The sequence below is a fragment of the Cystobacter fuscus DSM 2262 genome (assembly GCF_000335475.2).
In the GTDB taxonomy this organism is placed as follows: domain Bacteria; phylum Myxococcota; class Myxococcia; order Myxococcales; family Myxococcaceae; genus Cystobacter; species Cystobacter fuscus.
This window is the reverse complement of sequence record NZ_ANAH02000022.1, coordinates 1-20,559: the sequence shown is the minus strand read 5'-3', so window position 1 is coordinate 20,559 and position 20,559 is coordinate 1. Positions and strand designations below refer to the sequence as shown.

15 protein-coding genes are annotated in these 20,559 nt (G+C 68.9%); 8 read left to right on the top strand and 7 right to left on the bottom strand.

Translation table 11 applies throughout. From position 1 onward, the window contains the following. Positions 1–6: 6 nt before the first annotated feature. Genes D187_RS31095 through D187_RS31085 form a run of 3 tightly spaced genes read right to left on the bottom strand, consistent with a single transcriptional unit; the run spans position 7 to position 6,003 of the window. Positions 7–1,524 (bottom strand): vanadium-dependent haloperoxidase, encoded by a 1,518-nt coding sequence (locus D187_RS31095; RefSeq protein ID WP_002629569.1) that lies wholly within the window; start codon positions 1,522–1,524, stop codon positions 7–9. A gap of 57 nt (positions 1,525–1,581) precedes the next feature. Continuing rightward, positions 1,582–5,028, bottom strand: coding sequence for a WD40 repeat domain-containing serine/threonine protein kinase (locus D187_RS31090; protein ID WP_002629568.1), 3,447 nt, complete (start codon positions 5,026–5,028; stop codon positions 1,582–1,584). Between the two features lie 15 nt (positions 5,029–5,043). Beyond that, positions 5,044–6,003 carry an alpha/beta fold hydrolase gene (locus tag D187_RS31085; protein ID WP_245591867.1) on the bottom strand — a complete coding sequence of 320 codons (960 nt, stop codon included), beginning with the start codon at positions 6,001–6,003 and terminating at the stop codon, positions 5,044–5,046. 129 nt (positions 6,004–6,132) lie between these two features. Here D187_RS31085 and speD point away from each other — a divergent pair, with 129 nt between their 5' ends. Genes speD through D187_RS31055 form a run of 6 tightly spaced genes read left to right on the top strand, consistent with a single transcriptional unit; the run spans position 6,133 to position 11,984 of the window. Further along, the gene (speD, locus tag D187_RS31080) at positions 6,133–6,519 is read left to right on the top strand and encodes an S-adenosylmethionine decarboxylase (protein ID WP_245591866.1); all 387 of its coding nucleotides are present in this window, start codon (positions 6,133–6,135) and stop codon (positions 6,517–6,519) included. Next, positions 6,516–8,414 carry a DUF4178 domain-containing protein gene (locus tag D187_RS31075; RefSeq protein WP_043432284.1) on the top strand — a complete coding sequence of 633 codons (1,899 nt, stop codon included), beginning with the start codon at positions 6,516–6,518 and terminating at the stop codon, positions 8,412–8,414. Before speD ends, D187_RS31075 begins: the two co-directional genes overlap by 4 nt. A gap of 10 nt (positions 8,415–8,424) precedes the next feature. Continuing rightward, the gene (locus D187_RS31070) at positions 8,425–8,604 is read left to right on the top strand and encodes a hypothetical protein (protein WP_002629564.1); all 180 of its coding nucleotides are present in this window, start codon (positions 8,425–8,427) and stop codon (positions 8,602–8,604) included. A 5-nt stretch (positions 8,605–8,609) separates the two neighbouring features. Beyond that, a complete protein-coding gene (locus D187_RS31065) occupies positions 8,610–8,837 on the top strand; it encodes a DUF350 domain-containing protein (RefSeq protein WP_043432323.1) in 228 nt (75 codons plus the stop codon). Positions 8,838–8,862: 25 nt separating this feature from the next. Beyond that, positions 8,863–10,359, top strand: coding sequence for a polyamine aminopropyltransferase (locus D187_RS31060; protein ID WP_002629562.1), 1,497 nt, complete (start codon positions 8,863–8,865; stop codon positions 10,357–10,359). Beyond that, the gene (locus D187_RS31055; RefSeq protein ID WP_002629561.1) at positions 10,350–11,984 is read left to right on the top strand and encodes an FAD-dependent oxidoreductase; all 1,635 of its coding nucleotides are present in this window, start codon (positions 10,350–10,352) and stop codon (positions 11,982–11,984) included. The genes D187_RS31060 and D187_RS31055 overlap by 10 nt, the downstream gene beginning before the upstream one ends. Positions 11,985–12,068: 84 nt before the next feature. Here D187_RS31055 and D187_RS31050 read toward each other — a convergent pair whose 3' ends face one another. Then, on the bottom strand, positions 12,069–12,962 hold the full coding sequence (locus D187_RS31050; protein ID WP_002629560.1) for a LysR family transcriptional regulator: 894 nt from the start codon (positions 12,960–12,962) through the stop codon (positions 12,069–12,071). A 92-nt stretch (positions 12,963–13,054) separates the two neighbouring features. On the opposite strand from D187_RS31050, the gene D187_RS31045 reads away from it, so the two are divergent. Then, positions 13,055–13,774, top strand: a complete 720-nt coding sequence (locus D187_RS31045) for a DUF4386 domain-containing protein (RefSeq protein WP_002629559.1) — start codon at positions 13,055–13,057, stop codon at positions 13,772–13,774. A gap of 20 nt (positions 13,775–13,794) precedes the next feature. On the opposite strand, the gene D187_RS59315 is transcribed toward D187_RS31045, so the two are convergent. Further along, a complete protein-coding gene (locus D187_RS59315; RefSeq protein WP_155893710.1) occupies positions 13,795–13,971 on the bottom strand; it encodes an ATP-binding protein in 177 nt (58 codons plus the stop codon). A gap of 358 nt (positions 13,972–14,329) precedes the next feature. Between D187_RS59315 and D187_RS31040 the strand changes: the two genes are divergently transcribed. Further along, entirely contained in the window at positions 14,330–15,082 is a 753-nt protein-coding gene (locus D187_RS31040; protein ID WP_245591865.1) for a hypothetical protein, read from the top strand. Between the two features lie 187 nt (positions 15,083–15,269). Here D187_RS31040 and D187_RS31035 read toward each other — a convergent pair whose 3' ends face one another. Beyond that, entirely contained in the window at positions 15,270–16,724 is a 1,455-nt protein-coding gene (locus tag D187_RS31035) for a glycoside hydrolase family 43 protein (RefSeq protein ID WP_211241589.1), read from the bottom strand. 2,140 nt (positions 16,725–18,864) lie between these two features. Beyond that, entirely contained in the window at positions 18,865–19,467 is a 603-nt protein-coding gene (locus tag D187_RS31030; RefSeq protein ID WP_002632052.1) for a hypothetical protein, read from the bottom strand. Positions 19,468–20,559 lie beyond the last annotated feature (1,092 nt).

Genomic DNA, 20,559 nt, shown 5'->3' with positions numbered 1-20,559 from the left:
CGTCCGTCAGTTCGTTCCGGGCGCCCAGTAGGCCCGCGCCCGGGGCCAGAGGAAGTCGGCCACCTGGCGTCCGAGCTGCAGCCCCGCGGTGTTGTCGGCCTGGATGTGGTAGCCGCCCATGACCCGCGAGATGCCCGCCAGCTCCGCCGTCTCGCTGAAGGTGGGCAGCGCCAGCGTCACCTGGCAGTCCTCGGGCGTGTCCTGGGAGGGCACGCCCTCGCGCTGCTGGATGATGTTGCACGCGAAGCCCGGCTCGGTGAGGGCCCCCGCGGTGAGCTGCTCCACCTTGCCGAAGGCGTCGCTGCCCGTGAACAGCTCCAACACCCGGGCGCACGCGGCGCTCACCGTGCTGTGGCCCGACACATAGCCCGGGAAGGGCGGCGTGATGAACGTGGTGGGCGAGTACGGGTGCCACTGCTCGGCGCCAATCCAGTCCACGCCCTGGCCCGGCCCCACCCAGCCTGGCAGCGTGTCACCCGCGTGGTAGTAGCGCACGAGCGTCCAGGGCCGGGAGGAGTCGTAGTAGCGCTTGGCCTCCCAGGCGGCGATGAAGGCATCCAGCGCCGCGTTGCCCACGGTGAAGAAGAGCTTCACGTCCCGGTCCAGCCCGTACCGGTCGCGGCGGGACACGTCCTGGGCGAAGCGCAGCCAGTGGCCGGACTGGGCCGTGGAGCGGGGGCCATCGCGCATGAACTCGACGAGCGCCTTCTGCTCCGGGGTGAGGTTCGCGTTGTAGTCGATGACCTGCTGCACGTCCTGGGCGAGCTGGGCCGAGCCCACCTTGGGAGGAGGCGGCGGACGGAACTGGGCGCTGGTGGTGAGCGCGAAGGGCCGCACCTTGTACCAATGGGGGGTGAGGAAGCCGGGCGTCACGGTGCCGCCCTGGCCATCATCGAACGAGATGGGCTGCCAGCGGTCGGGGTCGATGATGACGTCGGGCGGATTGACGGGCGCGTAGCCGGTGTAGTCGGAGTAGGGGGCGCCGCTGGAGCCGGGCTCGTCACCGAACTGGTTGGCGCCATCGTGCCGCCGCCAGGCGAGCAGCGCGGCCGCGGCGGTGTTGCCTACCCCCTGGGGCGTGGAGAGGTCGGTCGAGGTGTCGTGGGGGTCATACCCCATGCCGCTCATCTGCTGCGCGAGCCACACGGTATCCTCCGGATAGAGGTCCACGAGGGCGCGGTAGGTGGCGTAGGCGATGGCCTTCTGCTTGCGGGCCAGGGTCCGCTCGGCGAGGGGCCGGCGCAGGCTGCCTCCCAGCCGGGTGCCCACCGCGCGCGCGTCATAGGCCGCCCACGCGTCGTACATGGCCGTCACCGAGATGGCGTGGGCACGGGAGATGACCGTGGGCCGCGCGCCGCGCCGCTCCACTTCGCGCGCCGTGGCCTCGAGCACGATGTCCAGCCACCGGTACGCGGCGGAGGGCCGGTGGCCTCCGTCCGGGGTGGGGGTCTCCTCCGCTCGGGCGGACGGGACGAGGAGCAGCAGGGGGACGAGACAGGCGAGGAGCAGTCTGGATCGAGGCATGCGGAACTCTCCTGGGTGAGCCTCACCCTCTACGCGCCCTGTCTGACAGATTCCGCCTCAGGGCCAGGAGTTCTCGGGGGACGGTCTGTCCTCCGTGAAACCATTCATCCACTCACGCAGGGCCTCAGGCTCCAGGGGCAGGTTGTCCGGCCAGAGCCGGAGGGTACCGTCCTGGCCCGTGGAGACGAGCGTCTTGCCGTCCGGGAAGAAGGCCACCGCCCCCACGGATCCGGTGTGGCCTCGCAGCGCGCGGCTCTCCCCGGTGGCCAGGTCCCACAGCCGCACGGTCTTGTCGAGGCTCGCCGAGGCCAGGCGCGTCCCGTCCGGAGAGAAGGCGATGCCGAGGACATCGCCCTGGTGTCCCCGGGGCAGGTTGCGTGATTCCCTCGTCCGTCCGTCCCAGAGCATCACGTTGCCATCCCTGAGATTGCGGCTGGCCACCACGTCGCCCCCGGGTGAGTAGCGCAGCTCCAGCACGTCTCCTTTTTTCGTGTCCTGGAGATGGCTCTCGCCACTGCGCAGGTCCCAGAACACGAGCTGATCCATGCCTCCCATGACGAGGCGATCACCCTCTGGGGAGAAGGCCACGGCGCGCACGGCGCTCTTGCGGCCGGGCAAGGGCAGGGAGCGGAACTCGCCCGTGTCGACGGTCCACAGCCGTGCCTCGCCATTGTCACCCGCCGAGGCGAGGTGCTCTCCCTTGGGAGAGAACGCGAGCTGCCACACCTTGGCCCCGTGTGTTCCGAGACGGTGTCCCTGACCAGAGCCAGGCTCCCACAGCCACACCTCTCCGTGCTCGTCCGCCGAGGCGAGCTGCTGCTCCTTCCCGGAGAAGGTGACGGCCGTGACGGGGGCCTCATGCCCCGACAGCAGGTGCCGCTCGTTTCCGGTGTCGGAGGAGTACAGGTGGACCCGTCCATCGGGTCCACCCGCGGCCAGCCACTGGCCATCCGGGGAGAAGCCCATCGCCTCCGGGGCGAAGCCGGGCACCTCCTGGATGGTCCTGCCCGAGTGGGCATCGAGGAGCCGCAGGACGCCTTGCTCGGACATCGTGGCCAGCCGTTGGCCGTTGGAGGAGAGCACCAACGACACTTGAGGGGCGGCACCGGCCGAGAGCACGTGGTGGAGCTTCGTCTCCAGGGAGAAGGAGCGCAGCTGCCCGGTGTAGCTGGCCACGGCCAGCCGCCGGTCATCCGGCGAGAACAGGACGAGGTGGGCTTGTTGACGGGGCCCTCGGAGCACGCGGGGCTCCCCGGTCGCGAGTTCCCAGAGCGCCGCGGTCCGATCGGCGCTGGCCGAGGCGAGATAGCGGCCATCCGAGGTGACGTCCAGGCTGTTGACGAGCCCCTGGTGATGGTGGAGTTCCCGCAGCTGACCCGTGTCGAAGTTCCACAGCCGGATCACTCCCTCCTGGGTACCGATCACCACCCAGGCCGTGCCCGGCACGAAGGTGAGCGCCGTGCCGATGCCCAGGTTGCGCGTGAGCAGACGTCCCTCGGGCGTTCCTGGCTTCCAGGCGTGGAGTTCCCCCTGGGCGTCCACCGTGAAGAGACGGCCATCCGGGCAGAACCCCCCGGCGGTGGGCCGGGTCTGCTTCAACACCTGGAAGGTGCCCTGCTCCAGGTTTCCCAGGGCCGAGGCCGCGTTGCGGTGGCCTCGCACGAACACCCAGGGGCCGAGCGGTGACACCAACAGCTCCTCGATGCCCTGCACGCCCGTGTGGAACGTACGGGCCTCTCCCGTGGACAAGTCCCATTGATGGAGGACGTCATCCGTCTGGGTGGCGGCGAGCAGGCACCGGCCCCCACAGCCCACGGTGAGCGCCGACACGGGACTCCCCAGGGACGCGAAGACAGTGGACTTCTCGGAGGTGGGAGTCCACTTGCGCAGGAGCCCCTGCTTGTCGCTGGAGATGAAGCCCCGGTCTCCCGGGAGTATCCGGACGCGCCAGACCTCGTCTTCGTGACCTTCCAGCTTGCGCAGTTGCTCACCCTGCTCGAGATCCCACACACGCAACGTGGAGTCGTCGCTGGCGGAGACGAGCGTTTGGCCATCGTCCATGAAGGCGATGTCGTTGATGTGCTGGGTATGATCGCGCAGCACGGTGGCGAACCCATGGGCCTGGGCATCCGCGGCGATCGTGCGCGCCGCGGACCACTTCTCGAAGCCGGACGGGAGTTCCCGCAGCGATTCGATGGCCTCGTTGGGCGCATCCGCCGCGTCATCACGCGCCTTGGTCAGCAGGAGTTCATTGGTGCGGTCCTGCGCCTGCTGCCGGGCTTTCTGGGCGGCATCCCGCTGGTCGGAAATCCGGCGGATGCTCTCCCCGCCCAGGGTGGCGAGCAGCAACAGGGCCACCGCCGTGACCATCAGCGCGGCCCGGTGGCGCCGCACGAAACGGCGCAGCAACTCCATCCGCGAGTACTCGTACGCCCCGACGATCTGTCCCGTCTGGAAGCGCCGCAGATCCTCCGCCATCTCGCGCGCCGTGGCGTAGCGCTCGTCGGGATGGCGCGCCATCGCCTTGCTCACGATGGCCAGCAGATCCCTCGGGATGCCCTCCTGCAGGTGGGCCAGGGGCCGGGGGGGGCCGCTCACCACCTTCGCCAGCACCTGATCCGACGTGTTCCCCTCATACGGACGGGTGCCCGCGAGCAGGTGGTAGAGGATTGCGCCCAGGGCGTAGACGTCGGCGCGCTCGTCCACCGACTGGCCCGCGGCCTGCTCCGGCGGCATGTACGCGGGCGTCCCCATCACCGTGCCCACCCGGGTCAGGCCGTCGTCTGGCGAGGAGCCCTCGGGAACGAGCGCCTGGGAGAGCGTGGCGTTCTCCGCGCGCGAGAGATCCTTGGCCAGGCCCCAGTCGATGACCACCGTCTCGCCGAACCCTCCCACCAGGATGTTGGCCGGCTTGAGGTCGCGGTGGATGATGCGCTCGGAGTGGGCGTAGGCCATGGCCTCGGCCACCGCCAGCACGTGGGGCAGCAGGGCCAGTCGCTCCTCCAGCGTCGTGCGCTCGGCGAGCACGTCCGCCAGCGAGCGCCCGGAGACGAGCTTCATCGAATAGAAGAGCTCGCCGTTCGGCCAGCGTCCCGCCTCGTACACCGGCACGATCGCGGGGTGCTGTAGCCGCGCGGTGACGAACGCCTCGGTCATGAAGCGCGACTCGGCCCCCCGGGAGGGCGACAGCATCTGCTTGATGGCCACCGGCCGGCCGAGCCGCAGATCCCTCGCGCGCAGGATGCGGCCGATGCCGCCGTGCGCGAGCTCCCCCACGAGCGCGTAGTGCGCGGGGTCCACCACGGGCAGCAGGTGGCCGGGAGGGGGCTGCTCCAGACCCGCTGGAGAGGTCGCCCGCAGAGTGGGCGCCTCTCCGATGCCGGAGGACTCCTGCTCGCGCACGGACACGCCCGTGAGGAGAAGCGCGTCCGCGGGAGCGGTCTCGGACGGGGCTGGCTCGCCGCTGGTGGATACACCTGTCTCGACGGGCTTGCCCTGACTCATACGAAGCGGCGCCTTCTAGGTCCCCTGGACGCGGGAGTCGAGCGCCAGGGCGATCAACGTCTCGGTAAGCGAGCCGGGGAAGTAGTTGGCGAAGCCGGGTAGGCCTGTGAGTGCGGCTTCGGCGTGGTCCATGTCCGCCAGCCGCACCACGCGTGAACCGGGCACCTCCGCGTCCAGCGCCGCCACCAGTCCGTCACAGGCCCAGCCGTAGCGCTCCTGGACATAGCTGCACAGGGGCCGCATCAACGAGCGCCGCGACAGCCGCGAGGTGGCCAGCGCCACGGTGGGGATGTCCAGGGGGTAGGGGTGCTGGCGCACGAACTCCATCCGCCGCGCGTAGGACAGGTCCTCCACCGAGGCCGCGTCCCCCTGGAAGAGCGAGGGGAAGGTCACGTCCAGCATCTGCCGCAGCGCGGGCGTCGACACCAGATCATTGGCGATGACCGAGCCGCCATAGGGCGGCTGCATCGCCACCACCGCGCGCACGTGCCGACGCAGCTCCGGGTAGAGCGCGAGCGTGCTCATCGCCTCCACGCCACCCTTGCTGTGGCCCACCAGCACCACCGTGCGGCCGAAGTGGAGGGCGTCCAGCAGCGCCTCGCGCACCACCGCCACGTTGTCCACGAGCCGCCCCTCGGTGTCCACCGCCACCTCGCGCGTCTCCAGCCCCCGCTGCTCCAGCCGCAGCTGGTTGTCCTCGAGATAGCCGGGCAGCTCGTCGCCGAGCATCCCCTTGACCAGCAGGTACAGGTGGCGTTTCGCCTCGTCGGGCAGCACGCGCTCGTCCTGACGCACCCGGGCATGGACCTCGTGGAAGCGCGCGGTGATGTCCGTGGGCGGGGCCGTCTCGGCCTTGAACCAGCCGGCGAGGCCCGTGCTGCCACCCGCCGGGGTGTCGTGACGGGCCTCCGGCAGGGCGCGCAGGGAACGCAAGAGCCGCGCCACCGCGCTCGGCGCGGGCACGTTTTTCGGCACGGGCTCCTGGGTGGGAAGAACGGTGGGGGGCGGGGTCGGGGGGAGCAGATCCTTCGGGGCCATGCGCACGAGCAGTGTACCAGGGCCGGGCTCCGCGTTTCTTCCGCCCCCTCCCCAGGGGAGGACACCGTGGTAGAAGGTAGGGGCTGCAAGGGGAGGAATGCCCTGACGACCGGACAGGAATGGCTGGTGGACGTGAGCGGGTGCGTGCCCGAGCGCCTGAAGGACGCGCGAGGACTCGAGGCCCTGTTCGAGGAACTCATCGTGCTGCTGGAGCTGAAGGTGATGGGACAGCCGCAGTGGCACGTGTTTCCAGAGCCCGGGGGCATCACCGGCCTCACGCTGCTCGCGGAGAGCCACCTGACCATCCACACCTTCCCCGAGCACGGCTTCGCCGCGCTCAACGTCTATTGCTGCCGGCCGCGGCTGTGCCCGGACTTCGAGGATCTGACGATGCGCCACCTGGGGGCGGTCTCCTGCCGCGTGCGGGAGTTGCGCCGGGAGGTGGAGACGTGACGCAGGGGACATGTCCCTCGTGTGGGGCGGCGGTGGAGTTCTCCGCGGGCACGGCGCAGGTGGTGGTGTGTGGCCATTGCCAGACGGTGGTGGCGCGCCAGGGCGCGTCCCTCGAGGCCCACGGCAAGGTGGGCGCCATCGTCGAGACCGACTCGCCCTTGCGGCTCGGCGCGGAGGGCCGGCTGGGGCGCGACGCGTACCGGCTGGTGGGGCACCTGCAGAAGGACCATGGCGCGGGCCCGTGGGACGAGTGGTACGTGGAGTTCGACGACGGGCGCACGGGTTGGCTCTCCGAGTCCGAGGGCGCCTTCCACCTGCTCATCGCCTCCGGAAGCGAGCCGGGCCTGGCGCTCGAGGACTTCCCGCCCGGCCACCGCTTCAGCCTGGCGGGGCACCGGCTCGTGGTGGAGGAGCGGGGGCATGGCCGCGTGGTGGCCGCCGAGGGCCAGTTGCCCGACGACGTGGACCCCAGCGCGGACAGCCACTACGTGGACGCCACGGGGCCCAAGGGCGTCTTCGTGACACTGGACTTCGGGACGTGGTCGACGGACCCCGAGGTCTATGTCGGCAAGAAGCTGAAGCTCACGGAGCTGGGCATCGCGCCGGATCAGCTCCGGCCCCGGGTGAAGAAGGTCGCGCTGCAGCAGGCGCGCTGCACCCAGTGCAACGGTCCCCTGGAGCTGCGCGCGCCGGATCAGACCAAGCGCGTGGCGTGCCCCTACTGCGGCGCGCTCCTGGACGTGCGCAAGGGCAAGCTCGCCTTCCTCCAACTGCTGGAGAAGCCGGACCCGGGGCCCCGCATTCCCCTGGGCGCGCGGGGGAAGCTGGATGGGACCGAGTGGATCTGCATCGGCTTCCTGGTGCGCTCGTGCACGGTGGAGGGGGTGCGCTACCCGTGGGAGGAGTACCTCCTGTTCAACCGGGAGCGGGGCTTCACCTGGCTCATGGAGTCCAACGGGCACTGGGTGTTCCTCACGCCCCTGGACGCGGGCGACGTGTCGGTGGCTCCGGGCATCGCCGCGCACCGCGAGGGCCAGCGCTACCGGGCCTTCCAGAGCGTGGAGGCCGTCACCGAGACGGTGCTCGGCGAGTTCTACTGGGAGGTGCGTGCCGGGGAGACGTCGCACGCCACGGAGTACGTGGCGCCGCCGTACTCGGTGAGCGTGGACGAGACGGAGAACGAGGTGACGTACACGCTCGGCGAGTACCTCGTGCCCGGCGTCATCCAGGAGGCCTTCGGGCTGAAGGAGCCCCTGCCCGCGCCCCAGGGCATCGCGCCCAGCCAGCCCAATCCCCACTCGAGCGGCCCCGCCTGGATGTGGGCCGGCATCTGGAGCCTGGCCCTGCTCGCCGTCTTCCTGGTGCTCAACGTGCTCGCCGCCAACGAGGTCGTGCTGGAGGAGTCCGTGCGGTTGGATTCGGATGCCCGCTCGGGGACGCCCTCGGCCATCCACTTCAGCAAGCCCTTCGACATCCACAAGCACGGCAACGTGCGCGCCGAGCTGTCCGCGCCCGTGAACAACTCCTGGCTGGGCGTGCAGGCGGAGCTCGTCAACGAGCAGAGCGGCGACGTCATCGGCTTCTACGAGGAGGTGGGCTACTACTCCGGCAGCGACTCGGATGGCTCCTGGAGCGAGGGAAACCGGATGGAGACCGAGCACCTGTCCTCGGTGCCTCCCGGACGCTATGTGCTGCGCACCCAGGCGCTCTTCGACGGCACGCCCCAGGGGCAGAGCTATACGATGAAGCTCGTGAGCGATACCCCGCGCGCGCTCTGGTTCTTCTGGGCGCTGGTGGTGTTGTGGGTGCTGCCCCTGTTCGCGGTCTTCCGCGCCTCGAGCTTCGAGACATCACGTTGGGCGGAGAGCAACCTGGATTCCGGCTCGGGAGAGTGAGGGAGGCGTCATGAAGTTCATCGGTGGAATCATCGTCGTGCTCTACGCGCTGATGGCGTACCGGGGCTGGGAGCCGTTCACCCGCGCGGAGCGGGGCACGGTGACGTCTTCTTCTCGCGGCTCGGGCGGCGGCTTCTTCTTCGTTGGCGGATCGCGCTACCGCAGTGGCGGTTTCATGGGAGGGAAGTGATGCGGATGGGTGTGCTGGCCGTATTGGTGAACCTGGACAACCTGCTGGCGAGCGTCGTGTACTCGCTGGTGGGGCTGGCGGTGTTCGTGGCGGGCCTGTACGTGTTCCGCTTCATCATGCCGTTCGACGTGCACAAGGAGCTCGAGGTCGACCAGAACACCGCGCTCGGCATCGTCATGGGCTCCTTCATCATCGGCCTGGCCATCATCGTGGCCGCGGCCATCTCGGGTTGACGCCTCGCGGCGGGCCGTTTCCACCGTGAACAAGACGCTCCTCTTCGTCACCGTCCTCGTCATCGCCACCTGTGGGCTCATCTACGAGCTCATCATCGGCGCGCTGGCGAGCTACCTGCTCGGTGACTCCATCACCCAGTTCTCCACGGTGATTGGCTGCTACCTGTTCGCCATGGGCATCGGCAGCTGGCTGTCGGGCTTCATCGATCGGGGCGTGGCCCAGCGCTTCGTGGAGGTGGAGCTGGGCGTGGCCCTGGTGGGAGGGTTCTGCGCGCCGCTGCTCTTCCTCACCTTCGCGCTCACGGACGTGTTCCGCGTGGTGCTCTACGGCAGCGTGCTGCTCATCGGCACCCTGGTGGGCCTGGAAATCCCCCTGCTCTTGCGCCTGCTCAAGGACCAGCTCGCCTTCAAGGACCTGGTCAGCCGGGTGCTGACGTTCGACTACCTGGGCGCGCTCGCCGCGAGCATCAGCTTCCCCCTGCTGTTCGTGCCGAGGCTGGGCCTGGTGCGCACGTCGCTGCTCTTCGGGCTGCTCAACGCCCTGGTGGGCCTGTGGAGCACGTGGCTGTTGGCGCCGGTGCTCGCCCACCCGGGAAGGCTGCGCGTCAAGGCGGTGGGGCTCAGCCTGCTGCTCATGGTGGGGCTCGTCCTGGGCGACCGGTTGAGCAACTTCTCCGAGGAGCACCTCTTCACGGACGAGGTGGTGCACGCGTCGAGTTCGCCCTACCAGCGCATCGTCCTCACGCGCGGCAAGCGGGGCTTCTCGCTCTACCTCAACGGCAACCTCCAGTTCGCCAGCGTGGACGAGTACCGCTACCACGAGGCGCTGGTGCACCCGGCCCTGGTGCGCGCGGGCAAGCTCGAGCGCGTGCTGGTGCTCGGGGGCGGGGATGGGCTCGCGGCGCGGGAGATCCTCAAGTACCCCGAGGTGAAGACGCTCACCCTGGTGGACCTGGATCCGGCGATGACCGGGCTCGCCACGCGCTACGGCGAGCTGGCCGAGCTCAACGCGCACTCGCTCGCGGATCCGCGCATGCACGTCGTCAACACCGACGCCATGGAGTTCCTGCGTGAGCACGGCGAGCCCTGGGACGTCATCGTGGTGGACTTCCCGGATCCGAACAACTTCGCGCTGGGCAAGCTGTACACCACGGGCTTCTACCGGCTGCTCAAGAAGCGGCTGGCGCCGGACGGGGTGGCCGTCATCCAAAGCACCTCGCCGCTCTACGCCCGGCGCTCCTTCTGGTGCGTGAACACCACGCTCGCGGCGGCGGGCTTCTGGACCCAGCCCTACCACGCCCTGGTGCCCTCGTTCGGCGAGTGGGGCTACGTGCTCGTCGCCCACGAGCGCACGCCGCCGCGCCGGCCGCTGGTGGAGGGCTTGCGCTTCCTCTCCGAGGAGACCCACGCCTCGCTCTTCCTGTTCCCCCCGGACATGGGCCCGTTGCCCACGGAGGTGAACCGGCTGAACAACCAGGTGCTCGTCCACTACTACGAGGAGGAGTGGCGGCGGTGGAACTGACGCGGCGGGAGCTGGTGGCCGCGTTCCTCGGCTCGGCCGTGGCGGCCAGCGCGTGCCGCAAGACGGCCCCGCGCGAGCCCGTGCCCGGAGCGCTCGTGGACCGGGTGGTGGACACGGGCCACCGGTTGCGCGCGGGCCCGCTCCCGCTCGCGGCCGAGGCCCAGCCGGTGGACGTGCTGGTGGTGGGCGGCGGGGTGGCGGGCCTGAGCGCGGCGTGGCGGCTGGCGGCCGCGGGCGTGAAGGACGTGCGGGTGCTGGAGCTGGACGCGGAGGCGGGCGGCACGTCGCGCTCGGGGAAGAACGCGGTGTCCGCCTACCCGTGGGGCGCGCACTACCTGCCGGCGCCCCTGGTGGACGCGGGCCCGGTGATGCGGCTGCTGCGCGAGATGGACGCGGTGACGGGCGTGGACGACCAGGGCCAGCCCACCTTCGACGAGACCCTGCTCGTGAGCGAGCCCGAGGAGCGCATCTTCTACCGGGGCGAGTGGTACGAGGGCCTGTACCTGCGCGCGGGGGCCAGCACCGAGGACCTGGAGCAGCTGCGGCGCTTCGAGGCACGGATGAACGCCTTCGCGGCGGCGCGGGATGGGCGTGGGCGCAAGGCCTTCGCGGTGCCCACGGCGCTCTCCAGCGATGACGCCGAGTGGACGGCGTTGGACAAGCTCTCCTTCGCGCACTGGTTGGAGGCGGAGGGCTTCCGCTCGCCGCGGCTGAAGTGGCTGGTGGACTACGCGTGCCGGGATGACTACGGCACCACGGCGGAGGGCGTGTCGGCGTGGGCGGGCATCTGGTACTTCGCCGCCCGGCAGAACGGGCAGGGGGAGCGCAGCGAGGGCTTCCTGAGCTGGCCCGAGGGCAATGGCCGCCTGGTGCACCAGCTCCTGTCCGCGCTGCCTCCGGGGCAGGTGGAGCCGGGCGTGTTGGTGCACACGGTGACGCCGGGGCCGGACGGCTGCCGGGTGGACGCGGTGGAGGCGGGCACGGGACGGCCCCGGGCGTGGCGGGCCCGGCAGGTGGTGCTGGCGTGTCCGCGCTTCGTGGCCGCGCACCTGGTGGCGCCCTGGCGGGAGCGGCGTCCCGAGTGGCTCGGTGCCTTCCAGTATGGGCCGTGGGTGGTGGCCAACCTGACGCTGTCGGAGGCACCGCTGTCGCGCGGCTTTCCGCTGTCCTGGGACAACGTCCTCTACGAGAGCCGCAGCCTGGGCTACGTGGTGGCCACGCACCAGCGGCTGCGCATGGACGAGCAGGGGCCCACGGTGCTCACCTGGTATCTGCCCATGGCGGGCCTGGACATGAAGGCCGAGCGCCAGAAGGTGCTCTCCGCGAGCTATGGCGACTGGGAGGGGCTGGTGATGGCCGACTTGATGCCCGCGCATCCCGGCATCGCCTCGCGGGCCCGGCGGCTGGAGGTCATGCGCTGGGGGCATGCGATGGTGCGCCCCGTGCCGGGCTTCCTGTGGGGCCCGGAGCGCCTCGCCGCCCAGGAGAGCCTGGGCGAGCAGCTCCATTTCGCGCACTCGGACCTGGGAGGACTGGCGCTCTTCGAGGAGGCCAACTGGTTCGGTGTGAAGGCGGCGGAGCGGGCCTTGAAGGGCCTCGGCCGCGAGAGCCCGAGCTGGCTCTGAGCTGCCCTTGACCTTGCTGAGCTTCTCGGGATGGAGGCGGCGGGAATCGACCCCGCCGCCTGGCACTCCCAGAGCGGGCCTGGCTCACGGGGCCGGGGTGAGCGCCCCCTCTAGCGCGCGTTGATGGGGTTGGAAGGCGTCGTAGACGTGGTCCATGAAGGCACGAATGCGGCTGTTGTTGCGAAGCTCGGGCAGCGTCAGCACCCAGAGATCGCGCGCCTCGTCGGAAAGGCGGGCCCCCACGCGCACCAGCCCTGGATCGGCGTCGCCGTCGAAGCACGCCAGGAAGGTGACGCCCATGCCGGCCGAGAGCGCGCGCCGGCGGACCGCGAAGTCGTCGGAACGCAGCGACACCTTGGCCCCCGGTGCGTTCCGGGCCAGCCAGTCATCGAGCCAACGCCCGTCGGAGCGCTCGTCCGAATGGAGCCACGGGAAGTCCGCGAGGGTGGCACCGGGACCCACCCGCTCGACGAGTGAACGCGCGGCGTAGGCCTCGAACTGCAATCGACCGATGCGGCGGCCCACCAGGCCATCCGCCGGATTGTTGTCCAGACGCAGCGCCACATCGGCCTCGCGGCGAATGAGCGAGACCTGCTCATGGGTCACGCCGAGGGTCACCTCCACTCCCGGATAGCGCTGGATGAAGCTGGAAAACACCTCGGGAAAACCCGTGAACACGAAGTCCACCGTCGAGACCCGCAGCCGCCCGCGGAGCTCGGCGTCGCGGCCCAGAAGCCGCCCCTCGGCAAGGTGGATCTCCGCCTCCAGGCGCACCGCTGTCTCGGCCAGCTCGTCGCCGGCAGCCGTGGCCGCGAAGCCTTCTTCGGTGCGGTCGAAGAGCCGGACGCCCAGCCGATCCTCGGCCTCCTTCAGGCGCCGCCCGACGGTGGTCCGGGAGACCCCGAGGGTGGCGGCGGCACCGGACAACGTCTTCTCGCGGTGGATCGCCAGCACGTAGCGAAGGTCGTCCCAGTCCATGCGCACATTTTTGCACGCAGGTGTCCCGAAAACACCCGTTGGGCGCCTGTTTTCGCACGGGTAGGGTGATGTCCGCCCACCAGGAGCAATGCATGACGCTCGAAGCAACCCACCGAAGAACAGAAATATTGGTCGCTTCCCTGTTTTTGATCACGGCCTTTGGCAGTGTCGCCGGCAGCACGCTCTTGGACTCCGTCGTCGATACGCCTGACTATCTGATCACGGTTTCTTCCAGGAGCGCCTCCGTCGTCAGCGGAGTGCTCCTCTGGCTGCTCAATGACATTGGCATTGTCTTCATCGGGCTTCTCATGTTTCCACTCCTCAGGAAGCACGATGAGAGCCTGGCCCTCGGGTACGTGGGCATGCGGATGTTGGAGTGCGTCTTCCTGGTCATTGGCGTCGTCTGCGCCTTGTTGCTCATCCCGCTGAGCCAGGAGTACATCAGCTCGGGCGCGGCGGATGCCGCCCATTATCAAACGGCGGGCTTGTTGCTCAAACAGGCCAGGTATCTGTGTTTGACGCCCATGATGTTGTTTTTCCTGGGTCTTGGCGGCGTCATTCTTGCCAGCTTGCTGTGGAAGTCCCGGCTCGTTCCACGGCCCGTTTCCGCGGTCGGTGTCGTTGGGTACGCCATGTTGTTGCCAATGGCCATACTTCCTTTGTTGGGTGTTATCGATACCTCGCCGAGCGGCCGAGGAGCGATTCTCGCCATTCCGGTCATGGTTTTCGAGATCATCCTGATGCCGATATGGCTGTTGGCAAAAGGCTTCAACCCATCGGCGCTCGAAGCCAGGCAAGCCACCCACTCCTGAACGCCGTCCGGCACCAGCGTTCAGGGCGACGGCCGAGGGGGCTGCATGGGAGCCGCCGGCGAGGAGCGGGCGCTCTCGGGTGGGGGCGGGACGCGAGGCAGATGCAGGGTGAAGCAGGAGCCCTTCCCCGGCGTACTCTCCACTTCTCTTCGGCCGCCATGGGCGGTGACGATGCCGTGGAACACGGCCAGCCCCATCTCCACGTGGCAGTGGCTGAGCTGTCCTCGAGCGATGCGCAGCGCAGCCTACTCAAGGGGGCTGCGCGGCCTCTCCACCCGCCTGGCGCACTGCTCGACCGGCCTCTGTCCGCGGCCCTCCTCGGCCCCTCCGCTTTGGAGGCGGTGGGAATCGAACCCACGCCGGGCGATGCGAAACTCCCAGCAGAATCGCGCCCTTACCTCGCAACCGCCTGGAATGCTTGGGCGTCGCCACCCCTCCTGTCCCGCTCTGTTCCAGGTCATTCCGCAGTCTCCTGCGACATACGTGCAACATGGCGGACGTGGTGAGCGCTCCGACTCATGGGCGGCCACGTCGGACGCGGGCCTCTCGGTGGGCATGTCCTGTCGGCTTCAGCTGGTGTGGGCACGCGGTGCCGCGCTCGCCTCCTTCATGCAGTACCTGAGAGCCAACCTGTCCAAGAAGGTGGGGAGGCTGGTGGACTGGAGCGGCGGCTTCTGGGAGAGGCGCTACTCGGCCGAGCCGGTGCTGGACGACACGGCACTGGTGGGCCGGCTGCGTTACGTGCTGGCCCACGGGGTGAAGGAGGGGCTGGTGGAGCGGAGCGCCGAATGGCCGGGCCTGACGTGTCTGCCGCAGTTGCTGGGGTCGACGCGGCGGCTGTTCCGGTGGTTCAACTGGACGAAGCGCTGGAGCAAACGGGGAAGCGAGGAGCTGGCAGTGGGGGAGGGGCGCTTCGCCGAGGAATGGGCCGAGCCGGTGGCGTTGGAGCTGGCGCCCCTGCCGTGCTGGAAGGGACTGGGGGAGGAAGAGAGGCAGCGTGCGGTGCGGGCCCTGGTGGAGGAAGTGGAGGTAGAGGCTCGCGCAAGGAACAAGCCCGTCCTCGGTGTGCGAGCCGTGAGGGCCCAGCACCCGCATACCCGGCCCGAGCACCTCAAGCGCAGCCCGCGGCCTTTGGGGCATGCCTCCACGAGCCAGGCGCTGCGGGAGTTGCGTGAGCAGTACCGGACTTTCGTCGCGGCGTTCCGAGAGGCGGCGGCTCGCTGGGGGCGAGGGGATTTCTCAGCGCCCTTTCCGCCTTTCTCCTTCCCGCCGCGGGTGGTGCCAGGTCGCGTCGCTCGAGTTCTTTGACACCCTCTCTGGGCGGGCCGGGAGGACTTGATCGGCCGGGGCCCCCACGCGCTGGTGCCGCCCGAGTCCCACGCCGAGGCCTCGCGCCGCAAGCAGACCGAGGCCCGCGAGCGGCAGGAGCGTCGGACCCGGTAGGTGAGGTGTTCGAGCCGGCCGGGGGGGAATTCCGGCCGGCCCGAACGGGCCCTCAGGGCACCACGCGGTAGGTCGCGTCGGCGGCCGCGAGGTTGCTGTCGATGGGATCGATCCGCAGCTTCTGGTTGTAGTGCCGCAGGTAGCGCTCGGGGAAGTTCACCGAGCGGAACGACGAGGCGCTCGCGTCGGCGAGCCCCGCGACCCGGGTGAAGCTGGCGTCGGCGCGGAACTGGGCCGAGCCGTCGTAGCGCGCGAGCACGATCTCGAAGGCCGAGTGGCGTAGGTAGTAGCCGGGGAAATTGACCGACTCGAACGACACGGAGTCGGAGCCTCCCACCCAGCCGGTGCGCACGCGGAACTGAGCGTCCTCGGACGGCTGCACATTGGCATCGACGCGGCCCTGCAAGGCGGCGTGACGGATGTAGCGGTCGGAGAAGTTGTAGGAGCGCAGGCGGCTGATGGTGGCACTGCCCCACTGGGCGAGGATCCGGCTCTCCTCGGCGGCGGTGAGGTTCATGATGAACCCGTGCCGCTTGGTGGTGGCGCCGAGGTCGATCTCGCCCGCCGAACGGCCCCAGTAGGAGCCCAGGTTGCCCGGAGCGTTCGTGGCGACCGGGGTGTAGCCGCGCCCGGTGGCGAACTGGTCGAGCCACAGGTTCCACCCGCTGCCGTCGTTGGACTGTGCCCACATCGGGCCCTCCACGACGATCGTGCCCGGGGTGGCACCATTGGAATACCCGGCGCGCGACAGGTTGCCCAGGTTCGTCCAGCCGCTGAGGATGTCATTGCTGGCATCGACCGTGATCTGCCCCGCGGTCGCGCTCGAGCGGTAATAGCGATAGCCGTTCGGGCTGGTCGGGGTCGCGATGATCTGCGTGTCGATGATCTCGTCCGTCCCGGGGGGCGTGATGTAGGCCTGCGGCTGGGTGAGGGTGCGGAAATCGCTGGTGCGCGCGTAGAAGATGCGGTGTTTGGTCCGTCCGTTCACCGGGACGTTGCTCGCCCAATACAAGACGTAGTCGTTGGTCGCCGGGTTCCAGATGGCCTCCGGAGCCCAGGCGTTGCGAGCATCGGAGATGGCGGAGGCGACGTTGAGCAGACGGGGCGCGGACCAGTTGATCAGGTCCGTCGACTCCCACACCACGAGGTTCCGGCTGCCATTGTCGATGGATTGCCCCCAGGAGGTGCCGCAGCCGATGCACAGGTCGGTCGCCACGATCCAATACCGGTCTCCCGCCGGGGAGCGGACCAGCGTGGGATCTCGCACGCCCCGGGTGCCAATCGTGGTGAGCAGGGTGGGCCGGCCTCCATTGAGGTCTCGCCACCTCAACCCGTCGCGGCTGTGGGAGAAATAGATCTGCTCCCCTTCAGGCCCCTCGCCGATGAAATGAACCATGAGATAGCCGGTGAAGGATTCGGCGGCCTCGGCCCGGGGGGAGAGGCCGATGGCGACCAGCAGGGCGAGGGCCAGAGGCGCCGCGGTCAGCCAGGTAAGGCACCATCGCAACGCTCGACGCCACGTGAGTCTCGACATGGGGGCCCCTTTTCGTGTGTTCCGGATCGACGAATGTTAACGCTCACAATGCACGATCGAGACACCGATGTGAAGGCCCTGTCGTGGTGTTCCGGATTGTCTGCTTGTGCTCCGAGTGGACGCAGTGCGTCCAGCGCGGCGACCTCCGCTCGCTCGTCAGGGCGCGTCATTCCACGGCGGAGAAGGGATTGATCAACTCAGGGCCGTTTCGGGCGTTGACGCCACCACGCGGGACAGGGCACCTCGGCGAGATCCGTGTACACCTGTTCGGGAAAGCGCCACCGTGCCCGCCGCGTCCGGATGGACCTGGGAAACGCCGCGACGACCTGGTTCGGGTGCATCTTCTGACACCGTTGTTTGACACCGTTGTTTGAACCGCTCGCACAGCACGCGCTCCTCGGGAGTCGCCATCCCCGACAACAGCAAGTACATACCCGCCAGGACAGGGTGATGATTGCGCGCAAGGAGCCTGCCCCACACCAGGTACACGGTGGGGTTGTACTCATCCAGACGACCCGTGAGACGCCGTTGCGGAGCCGGAGGAGGAGCGCCCGTCAATGGCCGTGACGGTGGAGGAGCCGAAGAAGGAGCGCGCGCCACGATTGGACTCTCGCCGGGCTGCTGGGCAGGACGTTCGCGCTGGACGTGTTCGCCTGCGCCCGCTGTGGAGGCAGGCGCCAGGTGCTGGCGTACCTGACGGCACCCGGTGGGGTGCGCGCGATTTTGGAGCACATGCAACTACCTACGCGGCCTGCGAAGCGGGCCTCGGCGCAGGGGCCAGCGCAGCTCGCGTGGTGTTGAGCGCCAGGCCGCGGTGGCCCACAGGCCCAAGCCCACTGCCTCGCCCCTGAGGGGAGCGCGGCCTGAGCAGGCGTGTACCCAAAGGGGGCTGTGCGGCCTCTGCACTGGCCTGGCGCAGTGCTCGGGCGGCCTCCGTCAGCGGCCCTTCTCGGCCCCTCTGCACCAGCCCTCACCCTCCACACGGCCTCTCTCCCGCCTATCCGCCAGATCGAGCTGCTCAACGCGAGGATCGGGGTAGCCCCCGGCGAGTGCGCACCTGGCCCCTGCGCGAGGGCGGCCCCAGAGCGCGGGGTGTTGAAGCTCAAGCCGCCACAGCCAGCAAAGAGAGCCAGGCCCCTGCCGCGCCCCTCCTGGGAAGGGGGCTGGGCTGGGCTGGCGTGTGTCTGCTGGAGATGAAAAGCTTCTGCGCCGGCCCGGCGTGCGGCTCATGGGCTCCAAGTCCGCGTCCCTCACCTCCCGCTCTGCTCCCGCCCGCTACGCCCAAGAGGGCTCCTGTCCTTCCTATGCTCAGACGGCCCGCGTGTTGTTGCCCGAGCGCGGTGAGCTCGGCTGCGCTCGCGGGGTCACGGACGCCAGCGTGCACGGTGTCTCCGCGCGCGAGGAACTGGCGCACCAGTTCCAAGCCGATGCCGCGGTTGGCTCCGGTGATGACGATGTTCATGGGCGGTTGTATTCCTTTGGGCTCAGTGCATGGTCAGGAGAAGGGGTGCTCTACCGCGAGGAGGGTACCCCAGTGTCCAGCAGACGGTCCGCTCGTGGATGGCCGCCGCCCAGAAGCGGGTGGGGCGCACCGCGCCATCCAGATGCTGGAGGAGGGGCGGAGAGAGTCTCCAGCGTGGAGACATTCTGGAGACGGGTCTGGGCCTGAAAACACCAAGGCCGTAAACCACTGAGATTTCAGCGGCTTCCGGCCTCGGCTTTTGTGTCCCCGACGGGATTCGAACCCGTGGAGGAGGGGTGCCCCAAACTCGCGACGGCACACGCCTTTCGAGCAATCGCGAGTGAACCCGGGCACTTCGAGTCCACGGGGAAGTCCCTGGCAGTCCCATGTGTCCCCCGGGGGCCCCTCCTGTCGTGGAGACATGTTGGAGACAGCGTCAGGGTCGAACTGTGCTCTGGATAGGTCCGTGTGCTTCGAAGCGTTGCCGCCGCCCACGCAAGCAGAGGTGGAGCGGCTGCGGAGGGTGGCGCGGCATGGCCGAAGCGCGTGTAAGGAGCGCTCCGGCTCTACCGCGCTCAGCAGTCCCTTACCCAGAATGCATCTCAGGCATGCCTCGGATGGGGGAGACTGCCGAGATGCGGGAGGGGCTCTCTACGGAGCCCAGATGATGGACGACGTCTGGTTGTCCATCAACAAGCTGGCGAAGCTGCAGGTCGAGAAGCAGTTGGTGGACGCGCCCGAGTAATTGGCGTTCTCGTAGTGATACGCGTTGTTGCACCCCGCGTAGGATCGTGCGGACGAGATGACGTTGTCCCAGCCAGGCGGCGTGGCTGGAGAGCCGATCATGTACCCCATCGAGCAGGTGACGTCGCTCTGGATGGTCCACGTGGGGCCAGTGAAGTTGTTGGCATCGTACTCCACGGCGATGATGTTCGCCGCGGCGACCATCAGGTCCTCGTCCTCCTGCTTGAGGTTCTGGGGCGTGGCGTTCGCGGGGAGCTGGACGGCGCCCTTGCTCGCATGGGCGATGGCGTCCGCGAAGGTATTGAAGCACTCGAACTGGGTGGCCGGGAGTTTCTCGGGAGCGGGAAGGCCCATCGGCTGTGCGAAGGCCTTGGAGACGCAGTGCTGAGCGGGGCGCCCGAGCCCCTTCGTGTCACTGCCCAATTCCATCTCGTGGCTGTCCACCGGGCCACCACAACCGGTTACGGCGAGCAGGAAACCAGCAGAGACGAGGACGATCTTGTTTTGCATGTCTTCTCTTTCTTGGGACATCGGGTGGAAGCCGTTTGGTCTTCGAATGGAGCGCGTACCGATGGCTCTGTTGTGCTTGCGCGTCCACGGGGAGCAGTCATCTGTTGGCTCCCCAGTGCAGCATGAGTGGGTGTTCGGCTCGTCCCGGGTCGACTTCGTGGGGCCGAGCAGGTCCCCCTCAAATTGAATGAGCCGACGAGGAGGGAAATCATGCAGAAAATCTGCGGGCTCCCGTGCAGAGCCGATTTACTGGCCCCTCGGGGCGAAAAAATACGAGGGAAATCAAGCGCTTCTGCCTACGCCTCCCTCAAGCGAGGATGGATGCACGGTCGGAAGAAGCGAATCCGCCGCCGTTGGCAGAGATGGTGGAGGAGCCGATGAAGAGGAGCACGCCACGACTGGCTTGGGCCGGCCTGCTGCGCAGGACGTTCGCTCCCCCAAGCAGGAGAGAAGGAGAGAGTGGCGCTTGAGGCAGAGACCAGGAAGGAAGCGAGGAGGGAGAGGACGGCGCGAGTGGACTGGGCAGAACGACTGCGCAGGAGATTCGCGGTGGAAGTGTTCGCCAGAGAGAGGAGTGGAGGCAGGCGGCGGGTGTTGGCGGAGGTGAAGGGAGCAGCAGGGGAGAGAGCGATGGTGGAGCACCTGGGGTAGCCCCCGGCGAGTGCGCACCTGGCCCCTGCGCGAGGGCGGCCCCAGAGCGCGGGGTGTTGAAGCTCGAGCCGCCACAGCCAGCAAAGAGAGCCAGGCCCCTGCCGCGCCCCTCCTGGGAAGGGGGCTGGGCTGGGCTGGCGTGTGTCTGCTGGAGATGAAAAGCTTCTGCGCCGGCCCGGCGTGCGGCTCATGGGCTCCCCGTCCGCGTCCCTCATCTCCCGCTCTGCTCCCGCCCGCTACGCCCAAGAGGGCTCCTGTCCTTCCTATGCTCCGGCGAGTGCGTGCAGCAGCGGTGCCGGCAGTGCCGACGGGGCGAGGGCCTCGACGAGCAGCGTCGCGTAGCGCTCCTTGCGCCCGCCCTGGCTGCCGAAGAACCGGTGCAGCTGCTGGGGGAGCGGGCGCCCGCGCTGCGCCGGCTGGGCCTGCAGCCTGCGCGGCGAC